The 20,132-nt window shown below is 72.1% G+C and carries 17 protein-coding genes; 8 read left to right on the top strand and 9 right to left on the bottom strand.

What is annotated here, in order from left to right; all coding sequences use genetic code 11:
• Positions 1-122: 122 nt before the first annotated feature.
• Positions 123-569 carry a hypothetical protein gene (locus tag AC30N0_RS13945; protein ID WP_489518509.1) on the bottom strand — a complete coding sequence of 149 codons (447 nt, stop codon included), beginning with the start codon at positions 567-569 and terminating at the stop codon, positions 123-125.
• 106 nt (positions 570-675) lie between these two features.
• Positions 676-1,671, bottom strand: a complete 996-nt coding sequence (locus AC30N0_RS13950; RefSeq protein ID WP_489518510.1) for a glycerophosphodiester phosphodiesterase — start codon at positions 1,669-1,671, stop codon at positions 676-678.
• A 79-nt stretch (positions 1,672-1,750) separates the two neighbouring features.
• On the opposite strand from AC30N0_RS13950, the gene AC30N0_RS13955 reads away from it, so the two are divergent.
• From AC30N0_RS13955 to AC30N0_RS13975, 5 genes are read left to right on the top strand one after another with little or no spacing between them, the layout of a single operon-like run.
• Positions 1,751-3,034, top strand: coding sequence for a glutamate-5-semialdehyde dehydrogenase (locus AC30N0_RS13955; RefSeq protein ID WP_489518511.1), 1,284 nt, complete (start codon positions 1,751-1,753; stop codon positions 3,032-3,034).
• Positions 3,024-3,728 carry a 7-cyano-7-deazaguanine synthase QueC gene (gene queC / locus AC30N0_RS13960; protein WP_489518512.1) on the top strand — a complete coding sequence of 235 codons (705 nt, stop codon included), beginning with the start codon at positions 3,024-3,026 and terminating at the stop codon, positions 3,726-3,728. Before AC30N0_RS13955 ends, queC begins: the two co-directional genes overlap by 11 nt.
• Positions 3,729-3,758: 30 nt before the next feature.
• Positions 3,759-4,286 (top strand): LemA family protein, encoded by a 528-nt coding sequence (locus tag AC30N0_RS13965; RefSeq protein ID WP_489518513.1) that lies wholly within the window; start codon positions 3,759-3,761, stop codon positions 4,284-4,286.
• A 14-nt stretch (positions 4,287-4,300) separates the two neighbouring features.
• The gene (locus tag AC30N0_RS13970) at positions 4,301-5,134 is read left to right on the top strand and encodes a hypothetical protein (protein WP_489518514.1); all 834 of its coding nucleotides are present in this window, start codon (positions 4,301-4,303) and stop codon (positions 5,132-5,134) included.
• Entirely contained in the window at positions 5,131-6,303 is a 1,173-nt protein-coding gene (locus tag AC30N0_RS13975) for an AI-2E family transporter (protein WP_489518515.1), read from the top strand. Before AC30N0_RS13970 ends, AC30N0_RS13975 begins: the two co-directional genes overlap by 4 nt.
• A gap of 21 nt (positions 6,304-6,324) precedes the next feature.
• Here AC30N0_RS13975 and AC30N0_RS13980 read toward each other — a convergent pair whose 3' ends face one another.
• From AC30N0_RS13980 to AC30N0_RS13995, 4 genes are all read right to left on the bottom strand, one after another.
• The gene (locus AC30N0_RS13980; RefSeq protein ID WP_489518516.1) at positions 6,325-6,705 is read right to left on the bottom strand and encodes a GGDEF domain-containing protein; all 381 of its coding nucleotides are present in this window, start codon (positions 6,703-6,705) and stop codon (positions 6,325-6,327) included.
• A gap of 259 nt (positions 6,706-6,964) precedes the next feature.
• Positions 6,965-7,324, bottom strand: a complete 360-nt coding sequence (locus AC30N0_RS13985; protein WP_489518517.1) for a hypothetical protein — start codon at positions 7,322-7,324, stop codon at positions 6,965-6,967.
• Between the two features lie 161 nt (positions 7,325-7,485).
• The gene (locus AC30N0_RS13990) at positions 7,486-8,313 is read right to left on the bottom strand and encodes a carbon-nitrogen hydrolase family protein (RefSeq protein WP_489518518.1); all 828 of its coding nucleotides are present in this window, start codon (positions 8,311-8,313) and stop codon (positions 7,486-7,488) included.
• A 7-nt stretch (positions 8,314-8,320) separates the two neighbouring features.
• On the bottom strand, positions 8,321-12,511 hold the full coding sequence (locus AC30N0_RS13995) for a YhdP family phospholipid transporter (RefSeq protein WP_489518519.1): 4,191 nt from the start codon (positions 12,509-12,511) through the stop codon (positions 8,321-8,323).
• Positions 12,512-12,728: 217 nt separating this feature from the next.
• Between AC30N0_RS13995 and glnE the strand changes: the two genes are divergently transcribed.
• The 3 genes from glnE to AC30N0_RS14010 are packed head-to-tail and all read left to right on the top strand — an operon-like array spanning position 12,729 to position 16,998.
• Positions 12,729-15,500, top strand: coding sequence for a bifunctional [glutamate--ammonia ligase]-adenylyl-L-tyrosine phosphorylase/[glutamate--ammonia-ligase] adenylyltransferase (gene glnE, locus AC30N0_RS14000; RefSeq protein WP_489518520.1), 2,772 nt, complete (start codon positions 12,729-12,731; stop codon positions 15,498-15,500).
• The gene (rrtA, locus tag AC30N0_RS14005) at positions 15,484-16,092 is read left to right on the top strand and encodes a rhombosortase (protein ID WP_489518521.1); all 609 of its coding nucleotides are present in this window, start codon (positions 15,484-15,486) and stop codon (positions 16,090-16,092) included. The genes glnE and rrtA overlap by 17 nt, the downstream gene beginning before the upstream one ends.
• Before the next feature lie 9 nt (positions 16,093-16,101).
• Positions 16,102-16,998, top strand: coding sequence for a DMT family transporter (locus AC30N0_RS14010; RefSeq protein WP_489518522.1), 897 nt, complete (start codon positions 16,102-16,104; stop codon positions 16,996-16,998).
• Positions 16,999-17,038: 40 nt separating this feature from the next.
• On the opposite strand, the gene AC30N0_RS14015 is transcribed toward AC30N0_RS14010, so the two are convergent.
• From AC30N0_RS14015 to corA, 3 genes are all read right to left on the bottom strand, one after another.
• Complete coding sequence (locus tag AC30N0_RS14015; protein WP_489518524.1) at positions 17,039-17,545, bottom strand: adenylyltransferase/cytidyltransferase family protein; 507 nt, start codon at positions 17,543-17,545, stop codon at positions 17,039-17,041.
• A 320-nt stretch (positions 17,546-17,865) separates the two neighbouring features.
• Positions 17,866-18,771: a ferritin family protein gene (locus tag AC30N0_RS14020; protein WP_489518523.1), complete on the bottom strand. Its 906-nt coding sequence runs from the start codon at positions 18,769-18,771 to the stop codon at positions 17,866-17,868.
• Positions 18,772-19,089: 318 nt separating this feature from the next.
• Positions 19,090-20,052: a magnesium/cobalt transporter CorA gene (gene corA, locus AC30N0_RS14025; protein ID WP_489518525.1), complete on the bottom strand. Its 963-nt coding sequence runs from the start codon at positions 20,050-20,052 to the stop codon at positions 19,090-19,092.
• Positions 20,053-20,132 lie beyond the last annotated feature (80 nt).

Raw genomic sequence — 20,132 nt, forward strand, 5'->3', positions numbered from 1 at the left:
GTACCCGCCGCTGGAGGTGCTGGGGGGGGGTAACCCCCCTGCCGGCCCCCGCTTGGGCTAACGGGGCTGCCCCGCCGGCGGGGCCCGGGGGGCCCCCGCGCCCCCGGCCGGCTGGCTTCTTCTTAGTTGCGGTCGGCGCGCGCCGGCATCGTGCCGGACGTGTTGCCGCCGGTCGAGCCGCTGCCCATGCCGCTGGTCGAGCCGCTGCCCATGCCGGAAGTGGAGCCGGTGGTGCTGCCGCTGCCCGTGGTGGAGCCGCTGCCGGTCGTGCCCATGCCCGCATTCGTGCCGCTGCCCGTCGTCGAGCCGCTGCTGGTGGTCCCGGAGCCCATCGTCGAGCCGCTGCCGGTCGTCGAGCCGCTGCTCGTGCTTCCGGTCCCGGTGTTCGTGCCGCTCGTGCCCTGGCCCGACTGGCCCGAGGCGCCCGTGCTGCCCGTGGCGCCCGTGCTGCCCGCTGCGCCGGTGGAGCCTGCGCTCCCGGTCCCGGACGACTGCGCAATCGCGAGGCCCGCCGCGGCGGCGAGGGTGGCCGCTGCCGCGACCGAGGTGATTTTCGTTGCCAACTTCATGATGATCCTTTCGTTGCGAGGCCCTTCGGGCCGGAAGACTGCACTGCTCGGGGCTACGCGAGCCCGCCACAGTCACAGGGACTTCGGCAACCCGCGTACCCGCGAATCAGGGGCGGGTCGCGGGAAAGGATGCCGGCAGGGGCATGCCGCGCTGCTTCATCACCTCGCGGATGCGATCGGGATAGTCGCTGATGATTCCGTCGACACCCCAGCCGATGAGGCGGTCGGCATCGGCAGCGGTGTTGACGGTCCACGGCACGACCTTGAGGCCGAGCGACTGCGCCGTCTTCACGGTCTCGGAGGTCAGGCTGGCAAAGCTGGGGGCCCACGTCCTCCCGCCCGCGGCCTTGACCATGTGGCCGACGCTGGCGAAATCCTTGAGCTGCAGGCCCGCGGTCCAGGTGCCGCTTTCGAGGACGTCGCTGCGCGAGGTGAGGTAGACCGTCTCGATCGCCGGCTCGAGCTTCTGCAGCAGCTGCAGGGTGCGCCAGTCGAAGCTCTGGATCATCACGCGCCGCGTCATCCCGGCGTCGCGGATGACCGCCAGCAGGGCCCGCACGAAGGGCTCGGGCTCGACCGTTTCCTCGGGCCGGCTCGGGTTGATCTTGGTCTCGATGTCGAAGCGGACCGTGTCGGCGCCGAGCGCCTTGACGCGCTCGAACACGTCGGCCAGCCGCGGCAGGCGCTGCCCGTCGCGTGCCTGCTGCGTCGGCAGAAAGGGTCGCCCGTAGGTGCTCGCGGGATCGAGGCGGCCGACGTCGAAGGCCTGCAGCTCGGCGTAGGTCGAGTTCCGGATGAGCGGGCCACGCCCGGCGAGCCAGCGGCCCTGCGCGTCGCGAGTGAGGGCCGGGTTGAGGGCCGGGTCGTGCGAGACGATCACGACGCCGTCGGCGGTGACGGCGGCGTCCATCTCCAGCGTGGTGACGCCGATGGCGAGGGCGCGCTCGAAGGCGGCGATGGTGTTCTCCGGCGCCAAGCCGCGTGCGCCGCGGTGGCCCTGCAGGTCGAAGGCGCCCGCGGCGACAGGACCCAGGGCGAGCGCTGCCGCGAGCCAGAGCCGGGGAGCGCGGGCGCGGGAGAGGCGTGCGAGAAGGCAGGACATCGGAGCATTCTCACGAGCCGCTCCGGCGCGGTCAACGCGCCTGGGTTCGACCCGCGCGGCAGTCTGAAACAATGGCGGGATGACCTCGGCCGACCCCCAGGCGATCGTCGCGCACATGGGCACGCTGGCGCGCGCGGCCAGCCGCCGCCTCGCCGCTTCGCCGGTGGCCGCGCGAAATCGCGCGCTGCGCGCGCTGGCCCGGCGCCTGCGGGACTCGGGCGATGCCCTGGCCGCGGCCAACCGGCTCGACATCGATGCGGCCCGAACGGCCGGCCTCGCCGCGCCGCTGCTCGATCGGCTGCGGCACGACACGGCCGGCATCGAGACGGTGGCGCAGGGCTGCGAGCAGATCGCCGCCATGCCCGATCCGATCGGCGCCATCAGCGACCTGCGCGAGCAGCCGAGCGGCATCCAGGTCGGCCGCATGCGCGTCCCGCTCGGCGTCTTCGCCATGATCTACGAGAGCCGGCCCAACGTGACGATCGAGGCCGCCTCGCTGGCCATCAAGAGCGGCAACGCCTGCATTCTGCGCGGCGGCTCGGAAGCGCTGCAGTCCAACCTCGCCCTGGCTGCGCTGGTGCAGGCCGCGCTCGAGGAGGCCGGCCTGCCGTTGGACGCGGTGCAGCTGGTGCCGACCACCGACCGCGCCGTCGTCGGCCACCTGATCGCGTCGCCGGAAGCGATCGACGTCATCATCCCGCGCGGCGGCAAGGGCCTGATCGAGCGCATCTCGCGCGAGGCCACGGTACCGGTGATCAAGCACCTCGACGGCAACTGCCATGTCTACGTCGACGCGCCGGCCGACCTCGGCATGGCCCTGGCCGTCGTCGACAACGCCAAGACGCAGAAGCTGAGCCCGTGCAACGCCGCCGAGTCGCTGCTCGTGCACGAGGCCGTGGCCGCCGAATTCCTGCCCGCGATCGGCGCGGTGTTCGCGGCCAAGGGCATTGAGATGCGCTGCGACGCGGCGGCGCTGGCCCTGCTCGCCGCCGTGCCCGGCGCGCGCGTCGTGGCGGCGAGCGAGGCGGACTGGGCCGAGGAATACCTCGCCGCCATCATCAGCGTCAAGGTCGTCGGCTCCCTCGACGAGGCGATCGAGCACATCAACCGCCACGGCTCGCACCACACCGACGCGATCGTCGGCAGCGACCACGGCCACGCGATGCGCTTCCTGCGCGAGGTCGACTCGGCGAGCGTCATGGTCAACGCGTCGACGCGCTTCGCCGACGGCTTCGAGTACGGCCTCGGTGCCGAGATCGGCATCTCGACCGACAAGCTGCACGCGCGCGGACCGGTCGGCCTCGAGGGCCTGACCTCGCAGAAGTGGATCGTCCTCGGCCACGGAGAGCTGCGTGGCGACTGACCCGCGCCGCGCCCTGGTCCTCTTTTCCGGCGGCCAGGACTCGACCACCTGCCTGGCCTACGCGCTCGATCGCTACGCCCACGTCGAGACCATCGGCTTCGCCTACGGCCAGCGCCATGCCGTCGAGCTGGAATGCCGCGTCGAGGTGCGCGAGCGGCTGGGCCAGACCTTCCCGCGCTGGGCCAAGCGCCTCGGCAGCGACCACCTCCTCGACCTCTCGCTGCTCGGCCAGCTCGCCGACACGGCGCTCACCAGCGAGCGCGAGATCGAGATGAACGCGGGCGGGCTGCCGAACACCTTCGTGCCGGGCCGCAACCTCCTGTTCTTCACCTTCGCCGCGATCGTCGCCGACCGGCGCAAGCTCTCGGTGCTGATCGGCGGCATGTGCGAGACCGACTTCTCGGGCTACCCGGACTGCCGCGACAACGCCCTGAAGGCGCTGCAGGTCGCGATCAGCCTCGGCATGGACACGCCGATGACGATCGACACGCCGTTGATGTGGCTCGATAAGGCCGGCACCTGGGCGATGGGCGAGCGCCTCGGCGGCGAGCCGCTGATCGACCTCGTCGTCGAGCACTCGCACTCGTGCTACGTCGGCGACCGCGAGCACCACCACGCGTGGGGTTACGGCTGCGGCCTCTGCCCGGCCTGCGACCTGCGCCGCAAGGGCTATGAGACCTGGCTGGCGAGCTAGGTCGCGGCCGTCGGGTCGACGGGCCGTGGCGTGACCACGACCCAGGCCACCCTGCTCGTCGTCGCCGCGATCCTGGCCTTCTGGATCGTCGGCGCCTACAACCGGATGGTGCGCCTGCGGACAGCCCTCGTGGAGCGATTCGCGAACGTCGACGAGCGCTACCGGCAGCGCCACGCCTTGCTCGAGACCCAGGTCGAGATGCTCGCTGCTGCGCTCGCATCCGCGGGGCCGCGCCTCGACGCCCTGCGCGCCGCCTGCCGGCAGGCCGACGCGGCGCGCGAACACGCCCGTACCCGCCCCGGCGCCGCCAACGCCATCACCAGCCTGCGCGTCGCCGACGAGATCCTCGCCGATGCCCGGGCCCGCCTGCCGGTCCAGGCGATCCCGGGCGTCGACCTGCCCGGCCTGAACAGCGAGCTGGCGCTCGTCGACACCGGGCTGACCTTCGCCCGTGTCGAATTCAATGCCGCGGTCGCCGCCTACAACGAGGCGGTCGGCCAGTTCCCGACCGTGCTCCTGGCCCGGCTCTTCGGCTTTCGCGCCGCGGCGCCGTTCTGACGGGGGCGGCCAGGATGCACGACGCGCACGCCGCTGCCCTCGCCGACCCGGCCGCCCCGGAGCGCGAAGCCGGCGACCGGTTGTCGCGCGTGCACGGCGTCGCCGAGCTGCACGCCGCCATCCTGGCCCTGCTCCTGCCTGCACAGAGCCGGCGGCCGGTGCGTGCCTGGCGCCTCGAGATCGGGACGGCGAGCGATGCCGAGGCGCTGCGCCTGCACGCGTCGAGGCTCTCCCCGGCGACGCGCCTGCCATGGCTCGAGCGCCTGCTGGCGCGGGCGGCGCGGCAACCGCTCGCCGTGCGCCAGCAGCTGTTGCAGTCGGCACGCCGGATCATGGGTGCGCGCGGCGTTGCCCGGCCCATCGACCGCCTGCACTGGATGCTGATGCGGCGGGCGCTCGGCGGGCCGCCGACCATCCTGCCGCGCACCGAGTCCAGCGTCGAAGTCGCCGAGTGGCTCGAGTCCGACGTGTTCGCGGTCGCGACCTACAGCGCCTTCCTCTCGCGCATGGTCCCCGGCGAAGCTTGCGACGACGACCGGGCCGATGCCTGGTACGTGGCGGCCATGGCCGCCTGGCAGCCGTTCGCAAACATCCCGGACTGGTCGATCACGCCGAGCGAGGCGATGCTCGAGGCCCTCGGTCGCCTGCAGACGCTCTCGTGGATGCAGCGCCCGGTCGTCATCCGCAACTGGATCGTCTCCACCCTGAAGCACGGCGCCGGCACGGGTTTCACGCCCTGCGGCGGGGACGCCCTGCGCATGACCTGCGCCTTGCTCGACTCGCCCCAGCCGCCCGAGCTGGCGCGACACTTCGCCACCCTCGCCGAGGACACCCAGAGCGCCGCATGAACGACACCCGAGTTCCCCTGGAGGACGCCTCGCCCGGCATGACGTCCGACGAGAGTGCGGCCGAAGCGCAGCGCGTGTTGCTGCACATGCCGGTCGACATCCGCAGCGTCTCGCTGGCGCTGCTCGCGGTGCTGGCGAGCCTGTTCGCACTGCACTGGGCCAAAGCGGTGATCGTGCCGATCCTGCTCGGCGTGATGTTCAGCTACGCGCTGGCGCCGACCGTCGACCTGCTGCAGCGCTGGCGCCTGCCCCGCCCGATCGGCGCCGCCATCGTCAGCATCGGCGTCGTCGCCCTGATGGGCTGGGGCGTGTACTCGCTCGCCGACGATGCCGACGCGCTGATCGCGACGCTGCCGGAGGTGGCCCAGAAGGCGCGCCGGGCAATCCTGGAAAAGCGCACCGCCAAGCCGTCGGCGATCGACAAGGTCCAGCAGGCGGCGAACGAACTCGAGAAGGTGGCGACCGGCGGCAACAACGCGCCGGCGGCGAGGACGGCGCCGCCGCCGCCGCCGGCGCCCCGCCTGAACGTCGCCGACATCCTGTGGACCAGCACGATCGGCCTGATCGGCTTCCTCGGCCAGGCGACGGTGGTGTTCTTCATCACCTTGTTCCTGCTCGCCTCCGGCGACACCTTCCGGCGCAAGATGGTCAAGCTCGCCGGGCCGCGGCTCAGCCAGAAGAAGGTCACGGTGCAGGCGCTCGACGAGATCAGCGCCCACATCCAGCGCTTCCTGTTCGTGCAGCTGGCGACGAGCGCGGTCGTCGGCGTGGCCACGGGCGTGGCCTTCTACCTGATCGGCCTCAATCACGCCGCGGTCTGGGGCATTGCCGCCGGGGTCACCAACCTCATTCCCTACCTCGGCGCCGTCATCGTCGGCGCGGGTGCGTCCGTCGTCGGCTTCATGCAGTTCGACGCCATCGACATGGGCCTGTACGTCGGCGCCGTCTCGTTCGCGATCCATGCCGTGGTCGGCAATGTCCTCACGCCGTGGTGGACGGGTCGCAGCAGCCGCATGAACCCGTTCGGCGTCTTCGTCGGCGTGCTCGCCTTCGGCTGGCTGTGGGGCGTCTGGGGCCTGCTGCTCGGCACGCCCATTCTGATGGCGGTGAAGACGATCTGCGACCGCATCGACTCCCTCAAGCCGATCGGCGAGTTCCTCGGCGCCTGAGCGCGCCGGGCGGGCCCCGGTTCAACTGCTGAGCTGGTTCTCGACGATCCGGTTCTTGCCGGATTGCTTGGCGCGGAGCATGGCCCGATCGGCCTGTGCCAGCAGCTCCGGCAGGGAGCCGCCGGCCCTGAACAGCGAGACCCCGACGCTGCAGCCGATGCCCTCTCCGATCGCGGCCACGGCCTCGACGACGCGTTCCGCCATGCTTCTCGTGAGGCCGGCGACGTGGGCAGCGGGCGCCTGCACGCAGATCACGAACTCGTCGCCGCCCCAGCGTCCGGCAATGTCGTTGGCGCGGACGACGCTGCGGATCGCCGCCGCCACCTTCTGGAGCACGAGGTCCCCGGCATCGTGCCCGAGGCGGTCTGGTCCAGCACGGCTGCGGTCCAGTCCGGAGGCCATTCCTGGTCGTTGAGTCGCGCGTTCAGGGTCCGCAGGTCGATCGACAGACGCAGGACCAGCCGGGGCGACTGCGGGTCCGGCACCGGAACCGCCATGCCGATCAGGAAGCGCTTGCTCCACGGCCCCTTGAGGAGGGGCGAGAGGACGAAGGGCGCGGTGCCGTCGAACAGGGGCTGCTGGAACTCGGCGCCGGGCGCCGCGGGAAGGGGCGTGCCGTAGGGCAGGGCCGTGACGAACGGCTGGAAGCCGTCGCGATCGCTCAGGCTATCGAATCGATGCGCGCATCGGTGCGCCGTACCACCCGGGTAATGAACTCGTAGAACGCCGGCAGGTCGTTGCGTCGCAGGGTCTCGGCCTGCGCCAGGGCGGACAGCTCGATGCGCAGGCTCTCGATCTCGCGCCCAAGCGCGGTCGCGGCGACCTTGGCACGGGCTTCCATGCTGGCGCGTCCCTTGGCCTGCTCGTCCGTGATCTGGTGATAGACCAGGAGCGTGGAAAAGGCCAGCGGCGGAAGCGACGCCATGAGGCTCACGATGATGAGCCAGCCCGAGATGCTGAGGCGCGGGTGGAGAAGGCGGGTGAGGCGCAATGCGAGGCGAAGACGGACCGGGCGCTGCACGCGATCGGCGTGCCGGATGCTCCCATCTATCGGCCTTCGAGGCCGTCAGGACGACGCCGTCTTTCGAACCGCGGCGGCAATCCGCCACGCTGGTCGAGACTTTGCACGCTCATGGCCGAGGCGGCCGCTCCTCGGCGAGGCGCTCGCGGTCCCGGCGGGGCTCAGAAGGTGCGCCGATGCTCCAGCGCCGGCAGCTGCGTCCGCACCGACGCGATGCGCTCGCCGCTCAGCTCCGCGGTGACGACGCCCTCGCCGTCGTCGCGGCGGATGGCGACGACCTCGCCCCACGGGTCGATGACCAGGCTGTGCCCGAAGGTGCGCCGGCCGTTCTCGTGCGTGCCGCCTTGCGCCGCGGCGACGACGTAGCACTGGTTCTCGATGGCGCGGGCGCGCAGCAGCACCTCCCAGTGCGCGGCCCCCGTCGTGGCGGTGAATGCCGAGGGCACGCAGAGCAGGTCGCAGGGCGGCTGCATCAGGGCGCGGTAGAGCTCGGGAAAGCGCAGGTCGTAGCAGACGCTGAGGCCGACCCGGTGCCCGTCGGCATCGAAGCTCGCCGGCGCGCTGCCGGCCTGCAGGGTGCGGCCTTCGTCGTACGCCTCGCGGCCGTTGTCGTAGCGGAAGAGGTGGATCTTGTCGTAGCGGGCCACCGCGACGCCCTCGGGCGAGAAAACCAGGTTGGCGTTCATGGCGCGGGGGTCGGCGTCGCCCGCGCCGCTTCGGCCGTCGCTGCGCAGCGGCAAGGTGCCGCCGACCAGCCACAGCCGATGCTCGCGCGCCGTCTCGGCCAGCATGCGCTGGATCGGCCCGTCGCCGGGCGCCTCGACGATCGCCAGCTTGTCGCGGTCGCTGCGGCCCATGAAGCAGAAGTACTCGGGCAGCACGGCGAGCCGGGCGCCGTCGCGCGCGGCCTGCGCCACCAGGCGGCGTGCGGTGTCGCAGTTCGCCTCGACGCTGGTCGTCGACACCATCTGGATCGCGGCGATCTTCATGCGGTCCTCACCGGGGGGTGGCAGGGGCCGGCTCGGCCGGTGCGGCGGGTGTCGAAGGCGTTTCCGCGGCGAGGGCCGCGTCGCCGAGCTTGCTGCGGGCGACGCGCTCGACCTTCGGATCGTCCCACGGCCCGGTGATGTGGAATTCTCGGGTGCTCGCGGCCATCAGCGGCTTGCGCAGGAAGTACTGGGCCAGGAAGGTGCCGAGGCCGACGGCCGGGTTGATCACGGCATAGGCCAGCGACGCGGTGCCGGCGTTGATCTCGGGAACGACGACGACGCGCAGGTCCTCGGTCTCCTTGACCAGGTCGGCGCTGCCTTCCATCAGCACCGCCGCGGCCGCGCCGCGCATGCGCAGGTTGTTGGTCGAGGCCAAGCCGCCGCCGATGCGGATGTCGCCGACCACGTTGTCGAAGGCGAAGCCTTCCTCGAACAGGTCGCGGAAATCGAACATCAGCCGCCGCGGCAGCGACTGCAGGGTGAACACGCCGAGCAGTCGGGCCGCCCCGGCGCTCGCCTTCAGGAACTGGCCGGCGTCGATGGCCAGCCGGACCTGCCCGGTCATGCGGGCGAGGTCCGGCGAGAGCGGCGAGCCGACCCAGGCCAGGTCCCCGGAGAGCGTGCCCTTGCCGCCGCGGACGACCCGGCCCATGCCGAGGCGCTCGAGGTAGGCGCCGCTGTCGGCGAGAGCGAGGTTGAAGTTCATGGTCGCGCGGCGCGGCGCAGCGGGCCCCGAGCCGCTCGCGCCCCAGCTGCCGGTCGCGCTCAGGCGCGCCTCGGGCGTCACCAGGTTCAGCTTCGCGAGCTGCCATTCGCGCGGGCCGTCGCGCGCCGCGGCGGCGCGGTTGACGGCCTCGATCTCGAGGCGGCCGAGGCGCTTGCCGCGCAGCTCGAAGTCCTCGACGACGATGTCGAGCGCCGGGATGCTGGCCGGCTGCTCGTCGAGCAGGGTCTCGACCCGGTCGGCATCGGTCTTCGGCAGGCTGAGCCGGGCCAGCCGCGCGTAGACGCCGCCGGCACCGGCGCCGCGCCGCGCCGGCCGGTACTCGACGTAGCCGGCCAGCTCGTCGGCTTCGACGTTGGCGCGCCACAGGCCCGCCTGCTGCGACAGCCCGGCGGTGACGTTGCGCAGGTGCCGCGAGCCCGTGTCGAGATCGCCGACGCGCAAGGCCACCGAGTCGGGGATGTAGCCCTCGCCGCCGGAGGCGTCGAAGACCAGCGGCGCCGCCGGCGCACCGGGCGCGGGTCGCGGCCCGGTGCCCTGCAGGCGGTCGAGCACCGCTTCCCAGGCGGCGACGTCCAGCTGCTTCAGCGTCACGGTGGCGGTGGTCCCGGCCTGCGGCAGGGCCAGGCCTTCGATCGTCCCTGGCAGCGGCGGATCGTTCGGTCGCGCAACGCCGGCCGGCCGCGGCTCGCTGATGCGGATCGCGCCGCGCACCACGCGCGCCGTGTCGCCGCTCTGCTCGCGCACGAAGTGGGCCTGCACCGCGCCGCCGAGGTCGACGCGCAGGACGTCGCGGTTCGGCCGCGCCGCCTCGGCACCGGCGCCGCCGGCCGCACCGGCGTCTTCCGGACCGTTGTAAAGGCGCAGCACGAACGGTGCCGCGGCGCCCTTGCCGACCGGCTGCGGCAGGTCGATGGCAAGCCCGACCAGGTCGCTTGTCACGTCGATCTGCGGCCGCCCGCCGATGAAGGCGAGGCTGGCGCGGTAGCCGGCCTGCCCCGAGAGAGTCGACGCCAGCCGGGCCAGGGAGCCGAGCTCCGGCGCCTGGCGCAGCGCCTCGGCCGTGAAGGTGCCCTGGCCGCTGAAGCGATGCACGTCCCGGCCGCCCGGCTGCGCCACCGAACCGCCGGCGAACGCCACCTCGCCGCCCAGCAGGCGCGCCGCGGCCTGGCTTACGGCGAAGCCTTGCTGCGTGAAGTCGACGCGGGCCCGGGCCGCCCCGAGCAGCGGCGTGTCGGGCGTGATGCGGACGTCGCTGCCGGCGAACTGCAGGCTGCCCTTGACCTGCGTGTCGTCGAGCCTGGCCAGGGGAATCGACAGGGCCAGGCGCAGGTCGGCCGGGCCGGTGGCGGTGGCGCCGGCCAGGGCCTGGCCGGTCCAGCCGCCGATCGGTGTCGCGTTGACGAAGCGGAGCATCTCGACCAGAGGCCCGCGCGCCGCGCCGTCGATGTCGAGCCGCGCCGCTTCGCCGAGATCGGCGATGCGGCCGTGGATCCCCTTCCACTCGGCGCCGCCGAGCCGGGCACTGGCGTTGAGAATTTCAAGCGACGAGCGGTTGACGACCAGCTCGCCGCTGACGGCGGTCAGCGGCGGCCAGGCCGGATCTTTCCGCGTCGCCGGACGCCCCGGCCCGCCCGGCACCAGATCGCCAGGCACGTAGGCGAACACCGCATCCTCAATCTTGGCGGCGACGCGGAACTCGCCGTCGCGCGCCGTCCTGGCGTCGTGGAACGGGAAATCCCAGAGGTCGCCGCGGACCCGGAACACGGCACTGCGGATCGTTCCCGAGCGGACGGCTCCGTCGACGTAAGAGCGCACCCCCTCGGGCAGGCCGAGCGGCAGGTAGCGGGCGGTGCGCACGCCCCGGGCGTTGGCGAGCAGGCCGTCGAGCTCCAGCTCGCCGGGGTAGCGGCCGCCCCGCGCCGCGCCGCTGCCGCGCCCGGTGCGCCAGGTCGCGCTCAGCTGGCCCTCGGCGTCGCGGTTGGCGAAGGTCACGCCGGCGGCCTTGACGGTGATCTGCGGCGGCTGGCCCGCCGGCGCCGGATCGATCTTCCAGGCCAGCTTGGCATCGAAGCGGTCGAGCGGCAGCTCGCGCTCGGCGAACATGCCGGGCAGGTCGAGCAACCCGCCGGCGATGCCGATCCGTGCTTCGCCGCCGGCTTCGCTGGCGTCGAGCTGGACCGTCGCGTTCGTCAGCCCCGGCCGGCCGATGCCATCGCGCTGCGCCGCGGGCCGGGCGACGAGCGAGAGGCCGCTGAGCAGGCCCTTGACGCGGTAGTGGGTCGGTGCGTCGAGCGGTCCGTCCCAGCGCGTGCTCAGCTTGGTGATCACGCCCTGCGGCCGGAGGTCGGCGAGGAGCTTGTTCACCGCCGCGCCGAGCGGCACGTGCAGGGCGATGTCGGCCATCAGGCCGACGTCGAGGCGGTCGGCGTCGAACTCGCCGGCGCGGACCTCGCCGTCGGCGCCGCGCCGCCAAGCGATGTCGAGGTCGCCGCGCGGCCAGCGCACGCCGTTGCCGGTGAGAAAGCCGAAGCGGCGGACGGCAACGGCGATGCGATCGTCCTTCCGCTGGCCCATGATCCGGCCTTCGATCTGCTCGAAGGCGAGCGGGTCGACGCTGGGGTGCAGGCGGAGGGTGACGGCGCGCAGCGCGACATCGACCGTCGCCGCGGTCGGTTGCCCCTCGTGGACGTCGAACCAGCCGCGCACGGCGCCGTCGCCTTCGCTCAGCTCGAACGGCAGGGTGACGTGGCGGCGCAGCTCGCCGACGTCGGCCCGCGGCAGGTCGACATAGGCGCTGCCGCTCCAGCGCCGCCAGTCGCCGCGGCCGGCGAACAGCGGCTGCGTGAACAGGCCGCGCAGGGTGAAGCGATCGCCCCAGCCCGGCGGCGGCGTTGCGTCGAGGCGCAACGCATGCTGGCGCAGGCCGTTGCGCACCACGAGGTCGACGTTGCCGAGGACCAGGGGCGGCGCCTGCCGCGCTTCGTCGATCCAGCGCACCGTGCCGCCGCGGACCACGAACTCGTGCTGCTTGAAGAACCAGTCGACGGCGGCATCGTCTTCGGCGCCGACCGTGCTGCTGCCGAAGTCGAGCCCGGCCACGCGCAGGTGACCGTTCGCGTCCCGACGCACGTCGACGGTCGGGCCGTCGATCAGCAGCTGCGAGAACCGCGGCTCGAGGGCGAGCAGCGAGCGCACCGACAAGGCGGCATAGACGCGCGGCAAGGCGAGGGCGACGCGCTGCTCCGTATCGAGCACCTGGACGTCGCGCAGCTCGAAGGCTGGAACCCAGCGGCTCGACGGCACGACGATGGCGCCGATGCGGATCGGCGCGCCGAGCATGCGGCTCGCGCGTGCCTCGATGGCCGGGCGCCACTCTTCGATGTGCGGCAGAATGAGCCAGTGAAGTGAGAGCCAACCCACGAACAGCAGACTGCCCGCCGTGCCGAGCCCCCAGAGAAGGGTGCGGGTCACCCATCGCAGGACCGGGAAGCGTCGGCGCCGGGCGACCGGACGCTGTGCCCGTTCAGCAGCGTCGAGAGGGGGATTCGCAGACATGAAGACAGCGTGGCGCCAACGGGCTCGGCGTGAGGGTTGCGGGCTGCACCGCTCCTCGCGTTGGAACGCGCGGCGCGGTCAGCATCGACGCCTCGCGCCGGTCGAATCACTCTAGCACAGACCTCGCGAGACGATGGGTCCGCAAAGCACGGTCGCCCCACTCGCGAAAGGCCCTGGCGCCGGTCCCGGCGCCCGGCACGGTGCGGCCGCCCAGGCCACGCACAGCCGCTTCGTGCAGCGCATCCGGCGCCGCTACGCCGACGATCTCGCCGCCCTGCCGGCCGGGCTGCCCGGCCGCGACGGCATCGTCGCTCTCATCGGCAGACTGCAGGCCGGCGGGCGGCCGCTGGCGAGCGCCTTGCGCGTCGGCCGCCAGCTGGTGCTGGAGCGCCTCGCGGTGCTCGACGTCGAGCACGCTGCGAGCCTCGACGACATCACCCGGGGCATGACCGACCTCGCCGAGGCCACGCTCGAGCTGGCTCTGGCCCACGTCCTCGCCGCGCAGGACGTGCGCTTCGGCGTGCCGCGCGACGCGAGCGGCCGGCGCATCGAGTTCTGGATCATCGGCATGGGCAAGCTCGGCGCTCGCGAGCTGAACGTGTCGTCGGACATCGACCTCGTCTACCTGTACGAGGCGGACGGCCGCACCGACGGCGAGACCGCCACCAGCGCCCACGAGTACTTCTCGCACGTCGCGCGCGGCCTGTACGCGCTGATCGGCGAGGTCACCGAGGACGGCTTCGTCTTCCGCGTCGACCTGGCCCTTCGCCCGGACGGCAACTCCGGGCCGCCCGTGACCAGCCTGGCCATGCTCGAAGACTACCTGCAGGCGCACGGCCGCGAGTGGGAGCGCTTCGCGTGGCTGAAGAGCCGCGTCGTCGCACCGCGTGCCAGCATCGAGAACGGGCGCGCCCTGGCCCTGCGTTCGCTGGTCACCGCCTTCGTCTACCGCCGCTATCTCGACTACGGCGTCTTCGAGGGCCTGCGCCAGCTGCACGCCAAGGTGCGCGACGAGGCGCAGCGGCGCGCCGCAGGAAGGCCGGAGCGCGCCAACGACGTCAAGCTGTCGCGCGGCGGCATCCGCGAGATCGAGTTCATCGTCCAGCTGCTGCTCGTCGTGCGCGGCGGCCAGTTCCCCGAGATCCGCACCCGCTCGACCCTGAAGGCGCTCGACAAGCTGGTCGCCGGCGGCCTGATGAAGCGCGCCGCCGGGGCACGCCTGAGCGACGCCTACACGCTGCTGCGCCGCGTCGAGCACCGCATCCAGTACCTCGACGACCAGCAGACCCACGTCCTGCCGACCGAAGACGCCGACCTCGACTGGATCGCGCGCAGCCTCGGCCACGGCGGCGAGGACGGCACGGCGCAGTTCCTCGACCTGCTCTGCACGGCGCGCGAGTGCGTCGCGGTCGAGTTCGACGAGCTGCTGCACGACGGGCGCGCCCCGGTCGGCAACGGCGGTTGCCGCACCTGCGGCCCGGCGCCGCTGCCGGTCGACAGCGAGGAATTCCTCGCCCACCTGCCGGCCGAGCTGGCGGCGCGCGTCCGGCCGCTCTGCGCGCAGCCGAAGATCAGGCTGCTGCGCGACGACAGCAAGATCCGCCTAGGCCGGCTCGTCTCACGCGCGGTGCAGGCCGTGGACGAGGGGCGCTGCACGCCAGCGGCGGCGATCCTCTTCGTGGACTGGATCGAGCCGCTCTTGCGCCGCGAGAGCTACCTGGCCCTGCTCGCCGAGCGCCCCGAGGTGCAGAACCGGCTGCTGCGCCTGCTCGGCCTGGCCCGCTGGCCGATGCGCTACCTGATGCTGCATCCGGGCGTGATCGACGAGCTGGCCGACGAACGCCTGATGCACAGCCGCTTCGACGCCGAGGCCTACAAGCGCGAGCTCGAGGAGCGCCACGCCGGCTGGACGCGCTCCAGCCAGGCCGAGGAGGAGCTGCTGCTCGACACCCTGCGCCGGGCCCACCACGCCGAGGTCTTCCGCACGCTGGTCCGCGACGTCGAGGGCCACATCACGGTCGAGGAGGTCGCCGACGACCTGTCCGCGCTCGCCGACGCGACGCTCTGCTGCGCCCTGCGCTGGGCCTGGCGGCACCTGAAGGTGGCGCATCGCGACGAGCCGCAGCTGGCGGTCATCGCCTACGGCAAGCTCGGCGGCAAGGAGCTGGGCTACGGCAGCGATCTCGACGTCGTCTTCGTGCACGACGATCCGGAGCTCGACTCCGACCGGGCCGCCGAGATCTACGGCGCCTTCGTGCGCAAGCTCATCGCCTGGCTGACGATGCGCACGGCCGCCGGCGAGCTGTTCGACATCGACACGGCGCTGCGGCCGAACGGCAATTCCGGCCTGCTCGTCACCTCGATGGCCTCGTTCGAGAACTACCAGACGGGCCGAGGCAGCAACACCGCCTGGACCTGGGAGCACCAGGCACTGACGCGGGCCCGCTGGTGCGCCGGCATCGACCGCGTGGCCCCGAAGTTCGAGGCGGTGCGCCGCGCCGTGCTGGCGGCGCCGCGCGACCTGGCGGCGCTGCTCGGCGAGGTGCGGGCGATGCGCGCGAAGGTCCGTGCCGCGCACCCGGTGAAGGCCGGTCGATTCGACGTCAAGCACAGCCCGGGCGGGATGATGGACGTCGAGTTCGCGGTGCAGGCCCTGGTCCTGGGTCACGGCCATTCGCGCCCCGAACTGCTCGACGACGTCGGCAACATCGCGCTGCTGCGCCGGGCCGAGGACGCGGCGCTGCTGCCGGCCGGCGTCGGCAGCGCCGCCGCCGACGCCTACCGTGACCTGCGCCGGGCCCAGCACCGGGCCCGCCTCGACGAACAGCCGACGCAGATCGAGCCGGCGGCGATGGCCGAGCAGAGCGAGGCCGTCGAGGCGCTCTGGCGTGCGGTCTTCGACTGACCGGGGCGTCGCCTGGGTCGGTCTCGCCGCGCTGCTCGCCGCCGGCGCCTGTCTGGTCTCGTTCTGCCCCGCGGGTGCCCTGGACTGGCAGCCGGCGCTCGCCTGGCGCGAGCCGTGGCGGGCCTGGACCGCGGCGCTGGTCCACCTCAGCCCGCTGCACCTCGCCGCCAACCTCGCGGGCGCGGCCCTGGTCGCCGCGTTCGGATGGGCAGCGAGGCTGCCGCGAAGCAGCGCCGCTGCTTGGGCCGTGGCGTGGCCGCTGACGCAGCTCGGCCTGCTCACCCAGCCCGACTTGCTGCACTACGGCGGCCTGTCCGGCGTCCTGCATGCGGGCGTTGCCGTGGCGGCGCTGTTCCTGGTAGCGCACGGGCGCGGACCGCGTCGGCTCGTCGGCATCGCCACCCTCGCCGTACTCATCGGCAAGGTCGTCGCCGAAGCGCCCTGGGGCGAGGTGCTGCGCCATCCGGCCGGGTGGGACATCGCCGTCGCCCCGGCAGCGCACGCGAGCGGGCTGCTCGCCGGCCTTGCCACCGCGGCGGCAGCGGCGCTGATGCGTGCCGCCGCGCCCGGCCGCGATGCCGCATCCTCGTAGCATCAGCCGATGCCTCAACGCAGAGCCCGTCTCGACGTCCTCGCCAGCTCGCTGCTCGTCTTCTGCTGCTTCCTCTGGGGCCTGAACCAGGTCGCGGCCAAGGCGGCGATGCCCGAGGTCCCGGCGCTCTGGCAGGCAACGGCGCGCTCCGTCGGCGCGACGCTGCTCGTCTGGCTCTGGTCGCGGCAGCGCGGCATCGCGCTCTTCGCGCGTGACGGCACGCTGCGCGCCGGCATCGCCGCCGGAAGCCTCTTCGCCGCCGAGTTCTTCTGCATTTTCGTCGGTCTGCAGTACACGACGGCCTCGCGCATGGTCGTCTTCATCTACATCTCGCCCTTCGTCGTCGCCCTCGGTATGCCACTCATCGCGCGCTCCGAGAAGCTCACCGTGCTGCAGGGCGCCGGGCTCCTGCTCGCCTTCGCCGGCGTCGCATCGGCTTTCGCGGAAGGCTTCTCGAGCCCGGCCGCGGGCCCGCGCCAATGGCTGGGCGACGGCCTCGGCGTCCTCGCCGGCGTGCTCTGGGGTGCGACTACGCTGGCCATCCGCGGCTCGTCGCTGAGCCAGGCCTCGGCCGAGAAGACCCTTTTCTATCAGCTGGGCATCTCGGGCGCGATGCTCCTGGTGGCCGCGCTCGTCGGCGCCGGGCCGCTGCCGACTGCGCTGTCGCCGCTGGCCTGGGGCTCGCTGGCGTTCCAGATCGTCGTCGTCAGCTTCGCCAGCTACCTGCTCTGGTTCTGGCTCATCCGGCACTACCCGGCGACGCCGCTGGCCTCGTTCACGATGCTGACGCCGATCTTCGGCCTGCTGCTCGGCGCCTGGCTGCTGGCCGAGCCGGTGACGGCCCGGCTGCTGTTCGCGCTGGCGACGGTCGCCGCCGGCATCTACCTGGTGAACCGAACGCGCTGAACGGGATACGCGCGATCGCCGCGCCGCGCCGGCTGCCGACTCAGCGGCGGATGCGATCGACGAGTGCGGTCGTCGAGTAGCCATCCAGAAAGGGCAGGGCCCGCGCCTCGCCGCCCCAGCCGCGCACCAGCGATGTCTCGGCCAGCGACTCGATGTCGTAGTCGCCGCCCTTGACGTAGAGGTCGGGACGGACGAGCTTCATCAGCTCGACCGGGGTCGGCTCGTCGAACAGCGTCACCAGGCCGACGCTCGCCAGCGCTGCGAGGACGCAGGCGCGGTCGCCCTCGCTGTTGAGCGGCCGGTCCGGCGCCTTGCCGAGGGCGCGCGCCGAGGCATCGCTGTTGAGCCCGAGCACGAGGCTCGCGCCCAGAGCCCTCGCCTGCGCCAGGTAGGTCACGTGGCCGCGGTGGAGGATGTCGAACACGCCGTTCGTGAACACCAGCGGCCGAGGCAGGTCGGCCAGGCGGGGCAGCAGCTCCGCGCGGGGGCAGAGCTTGGCGACGAAGTCGGGCAGCACCGGCCGATTGTCGCGCCCGGCGTCATCCATCTGCACCTGGAGCTCGTGGCGCGGGTAGCTCTGCCCGCAGGCGCCCTTCGGCGGCACAGTCAGCGGAGGCACGATGGCGAGGGTGCGCGGCACGCTGGAGAACAACATCGCCGGCGCCGCTTCCTTTCCGTGGCCCCCGACCAGGGACAGCGGCCCAGGCGGCGCAGTCGGCCTGGCTGGATCTGCGGCCTCGACCTGCTCAGCGCAGGCGGCGTGCCCTGGCAGGACTGGACAAGGCTCGTCGGCGAACGCCGAGCGCGCGCCAGGCCTCCGACGACCGGAAGGCGGCGTCGCGGCCGATGGCGAGGGCTGAACCGGCCTCAGGCCGCGCCGGACGAGCCCGGCACCGGCCCGCTCACGCTCCCGGCAGCTCCCGCCGCCAGGGAGGCTGCCGCGGTGACCCGGGCCGTGACCTCCTTGCGGTAACGGTTCAGCTCCTGGACGCTGGCGAAGCTGCGCTCGAGCAGCAGGCTCAGGTTGTGCAGGATGCGGTCGACGACCTTGTTTTCCCAGACCGCGTCGAACTGGATCTGGGTGTCGAGCCAGGCTTCCAGCCACTTCGGGTCGGGCAACCGGCTCTGGATCGTGTCGCGCGGGAACAGGGCGGTGTTCACGTGCAGGTTGGTCGGGTGCAGCGCCTGGGCGGTGCGCCGGGCACTGGCCATCAGGACGCCGACCTTGGCGAAGGCCGCCCGGGCTTCGTCACCGAACCGGGTCATGGCCTTCTTCATGTAGCGCAGGTACGCGCCGCCGTGCCGGGCCTCGTCGCGGGCCAGGATCTCGTAGATCGCCTTGATCACCGGCTCGCTGTGCCATTCGGCGGCGCGCCGGTACCAGTGGTTGAGGCGGATCTCGCCGCAGAAATGCAGCATCAGCGTTTCCAGGGCAGGCGCCGGGTCGAAGTCGAAGCGCACCTCGTGCAGCTCGGCCTCGGTGGGCACCAGGTCGGGCCGGAATCGGCGCAGGTACTCCATGAGGACCAGCGAGTGCTTCTGCTCCTCGAAGAACCAGACGCTCATGAAGGCCGAGAAGTCGCTGTCGTCGCGGTTGTCGCGCAGGAACATCTCGGTGGCGGGCAGGGCCGCCCACTCGGTGATGGCGTTCATCTTCACCGTCTGCGCCTGCTCGTCGGACAGCTTGCCGGCGTCGAACGACGCCCACGGAATGTCCCGGTCCATGTTCCAGCGGACGGCTTCGAGCTGCCGGAAAAGCTCCGGGTAGATCATGGCTTGTTCCACGCCGGCGAGTTTAGTCGCTGGCCCGGGCGGCGCTGCGAAAGGGCCATTCGCCGCCGCGGGCCCGCAAACGTGGGGAACTCTCGCCTGGCCACGGCGTCATAGGGGCAGATGCGCGCTGCGGGCGACCGGGAAACTGGTCTCGCCGCAGGAGCATCGACCGGTTTCCGTCGCTGAGCCGGCCGGCCACGCCGGCCCGAAATCCCCGGGGGGTTCTTCTCCTCCCTCCTCCTCCCTCGTTCCCCCGGGGGCGCTCGGCGACGTTCTTCTTCCCTCCCGGGCCACTCGGCGGCCCGGGAGCACCTGGGGCTAGCGCAGCCAGCCCTTGCGCCGAAAGTAGATGAAGGGCGCGGCTACGGAAGCCGCCATGAGGGCCAGCGCATAGGCATAGCCGTGCTCCCAGTTCAGCTCGGGCAGGTGGCGGAAGTTCATGCCGTAGATGCTGGCGATCAGCGTCGGCGGCAGCAGCGCCACGCTGGCCACCGAGAAGATCTTGATGATCTTGTTCTGGTTGATGTTGATGAAGCCGACCGTGGCGTTCATCAGGAAGTTGATCTTGTCGAAGAGGAACGTGCTGTGGCTGTCGAGCGAATCGATGTCGCGCAGGATCTGCCGCGCCTCCTCGAACTGCTCGGCGTTGAGCATCCGGCTGCGCATCATGAAGCTGACCGCGCGCCGGGTGTCCATCACATTCCTGCGAATGCGGCCGTTCAGGTCCTCCTGGCGCGCGATCGCCGACAGCGCCTCGCCGGCGGCCTGATCGTTGACGTCGTGGCGCAGCACGCGCGCGCTTACCGCTTCGAGCCCGTCGTAGATGCCTTCGAGGGCGTCGGCCGAGTACTCCGCGTCAGCGTCGTAGAGCTTGAGGAGAACGTCCTTGGCATCGCCGATCAGCGCCGGGATGCGCCGCGCCCGCAGGCGCAGGAGGCGAAACACCGGCAGGTCCTCGGCATGGACCGAGAACAGGATCTTGCGGTGCAGGATGAAGGCGACCCGTACGTTGCGCGAGGTCTGGCCGTCGTCGATGAGGAAGTCCGAGCGGATGTGCAGCTCGCCGTTGTCTTCCTCGTAGAAGCGGGCCGATTCCTCGAGGTCGTCGTCGACGGCGTCGCTCGGGATCGTCAGGCCGAAGTGCTGGGTGATCCAGCCTTTCTCTTCCTCGGTCGGCGCGTCGAGGTCGACCCAGACAGGCTGCACGTGGGCAAGGGCGGCCTGGCTTTCGATCTCTTCCTGGAACAGCCGGCCGTTGGCCAGCGTGAAGACGTTCAGCATGAAGGCTCCATCGAGCATGACCCGGCTCGGCTGGAGCGGACGGTCATCCGTGGTGAGAGATGTCCAAGGACCGCGTCCCG

Origin of the sequence: Rhizobacter sp. (genome assembly GCF_031412495.1) — a bacterium.
In the GTDB taxonomy this organism is placed as follows: Bacteria; Pseudomonadota; Gammaproteobacteria; order Burkholderiales; family Burkholderiaceae_C; genus Schlegelella_A.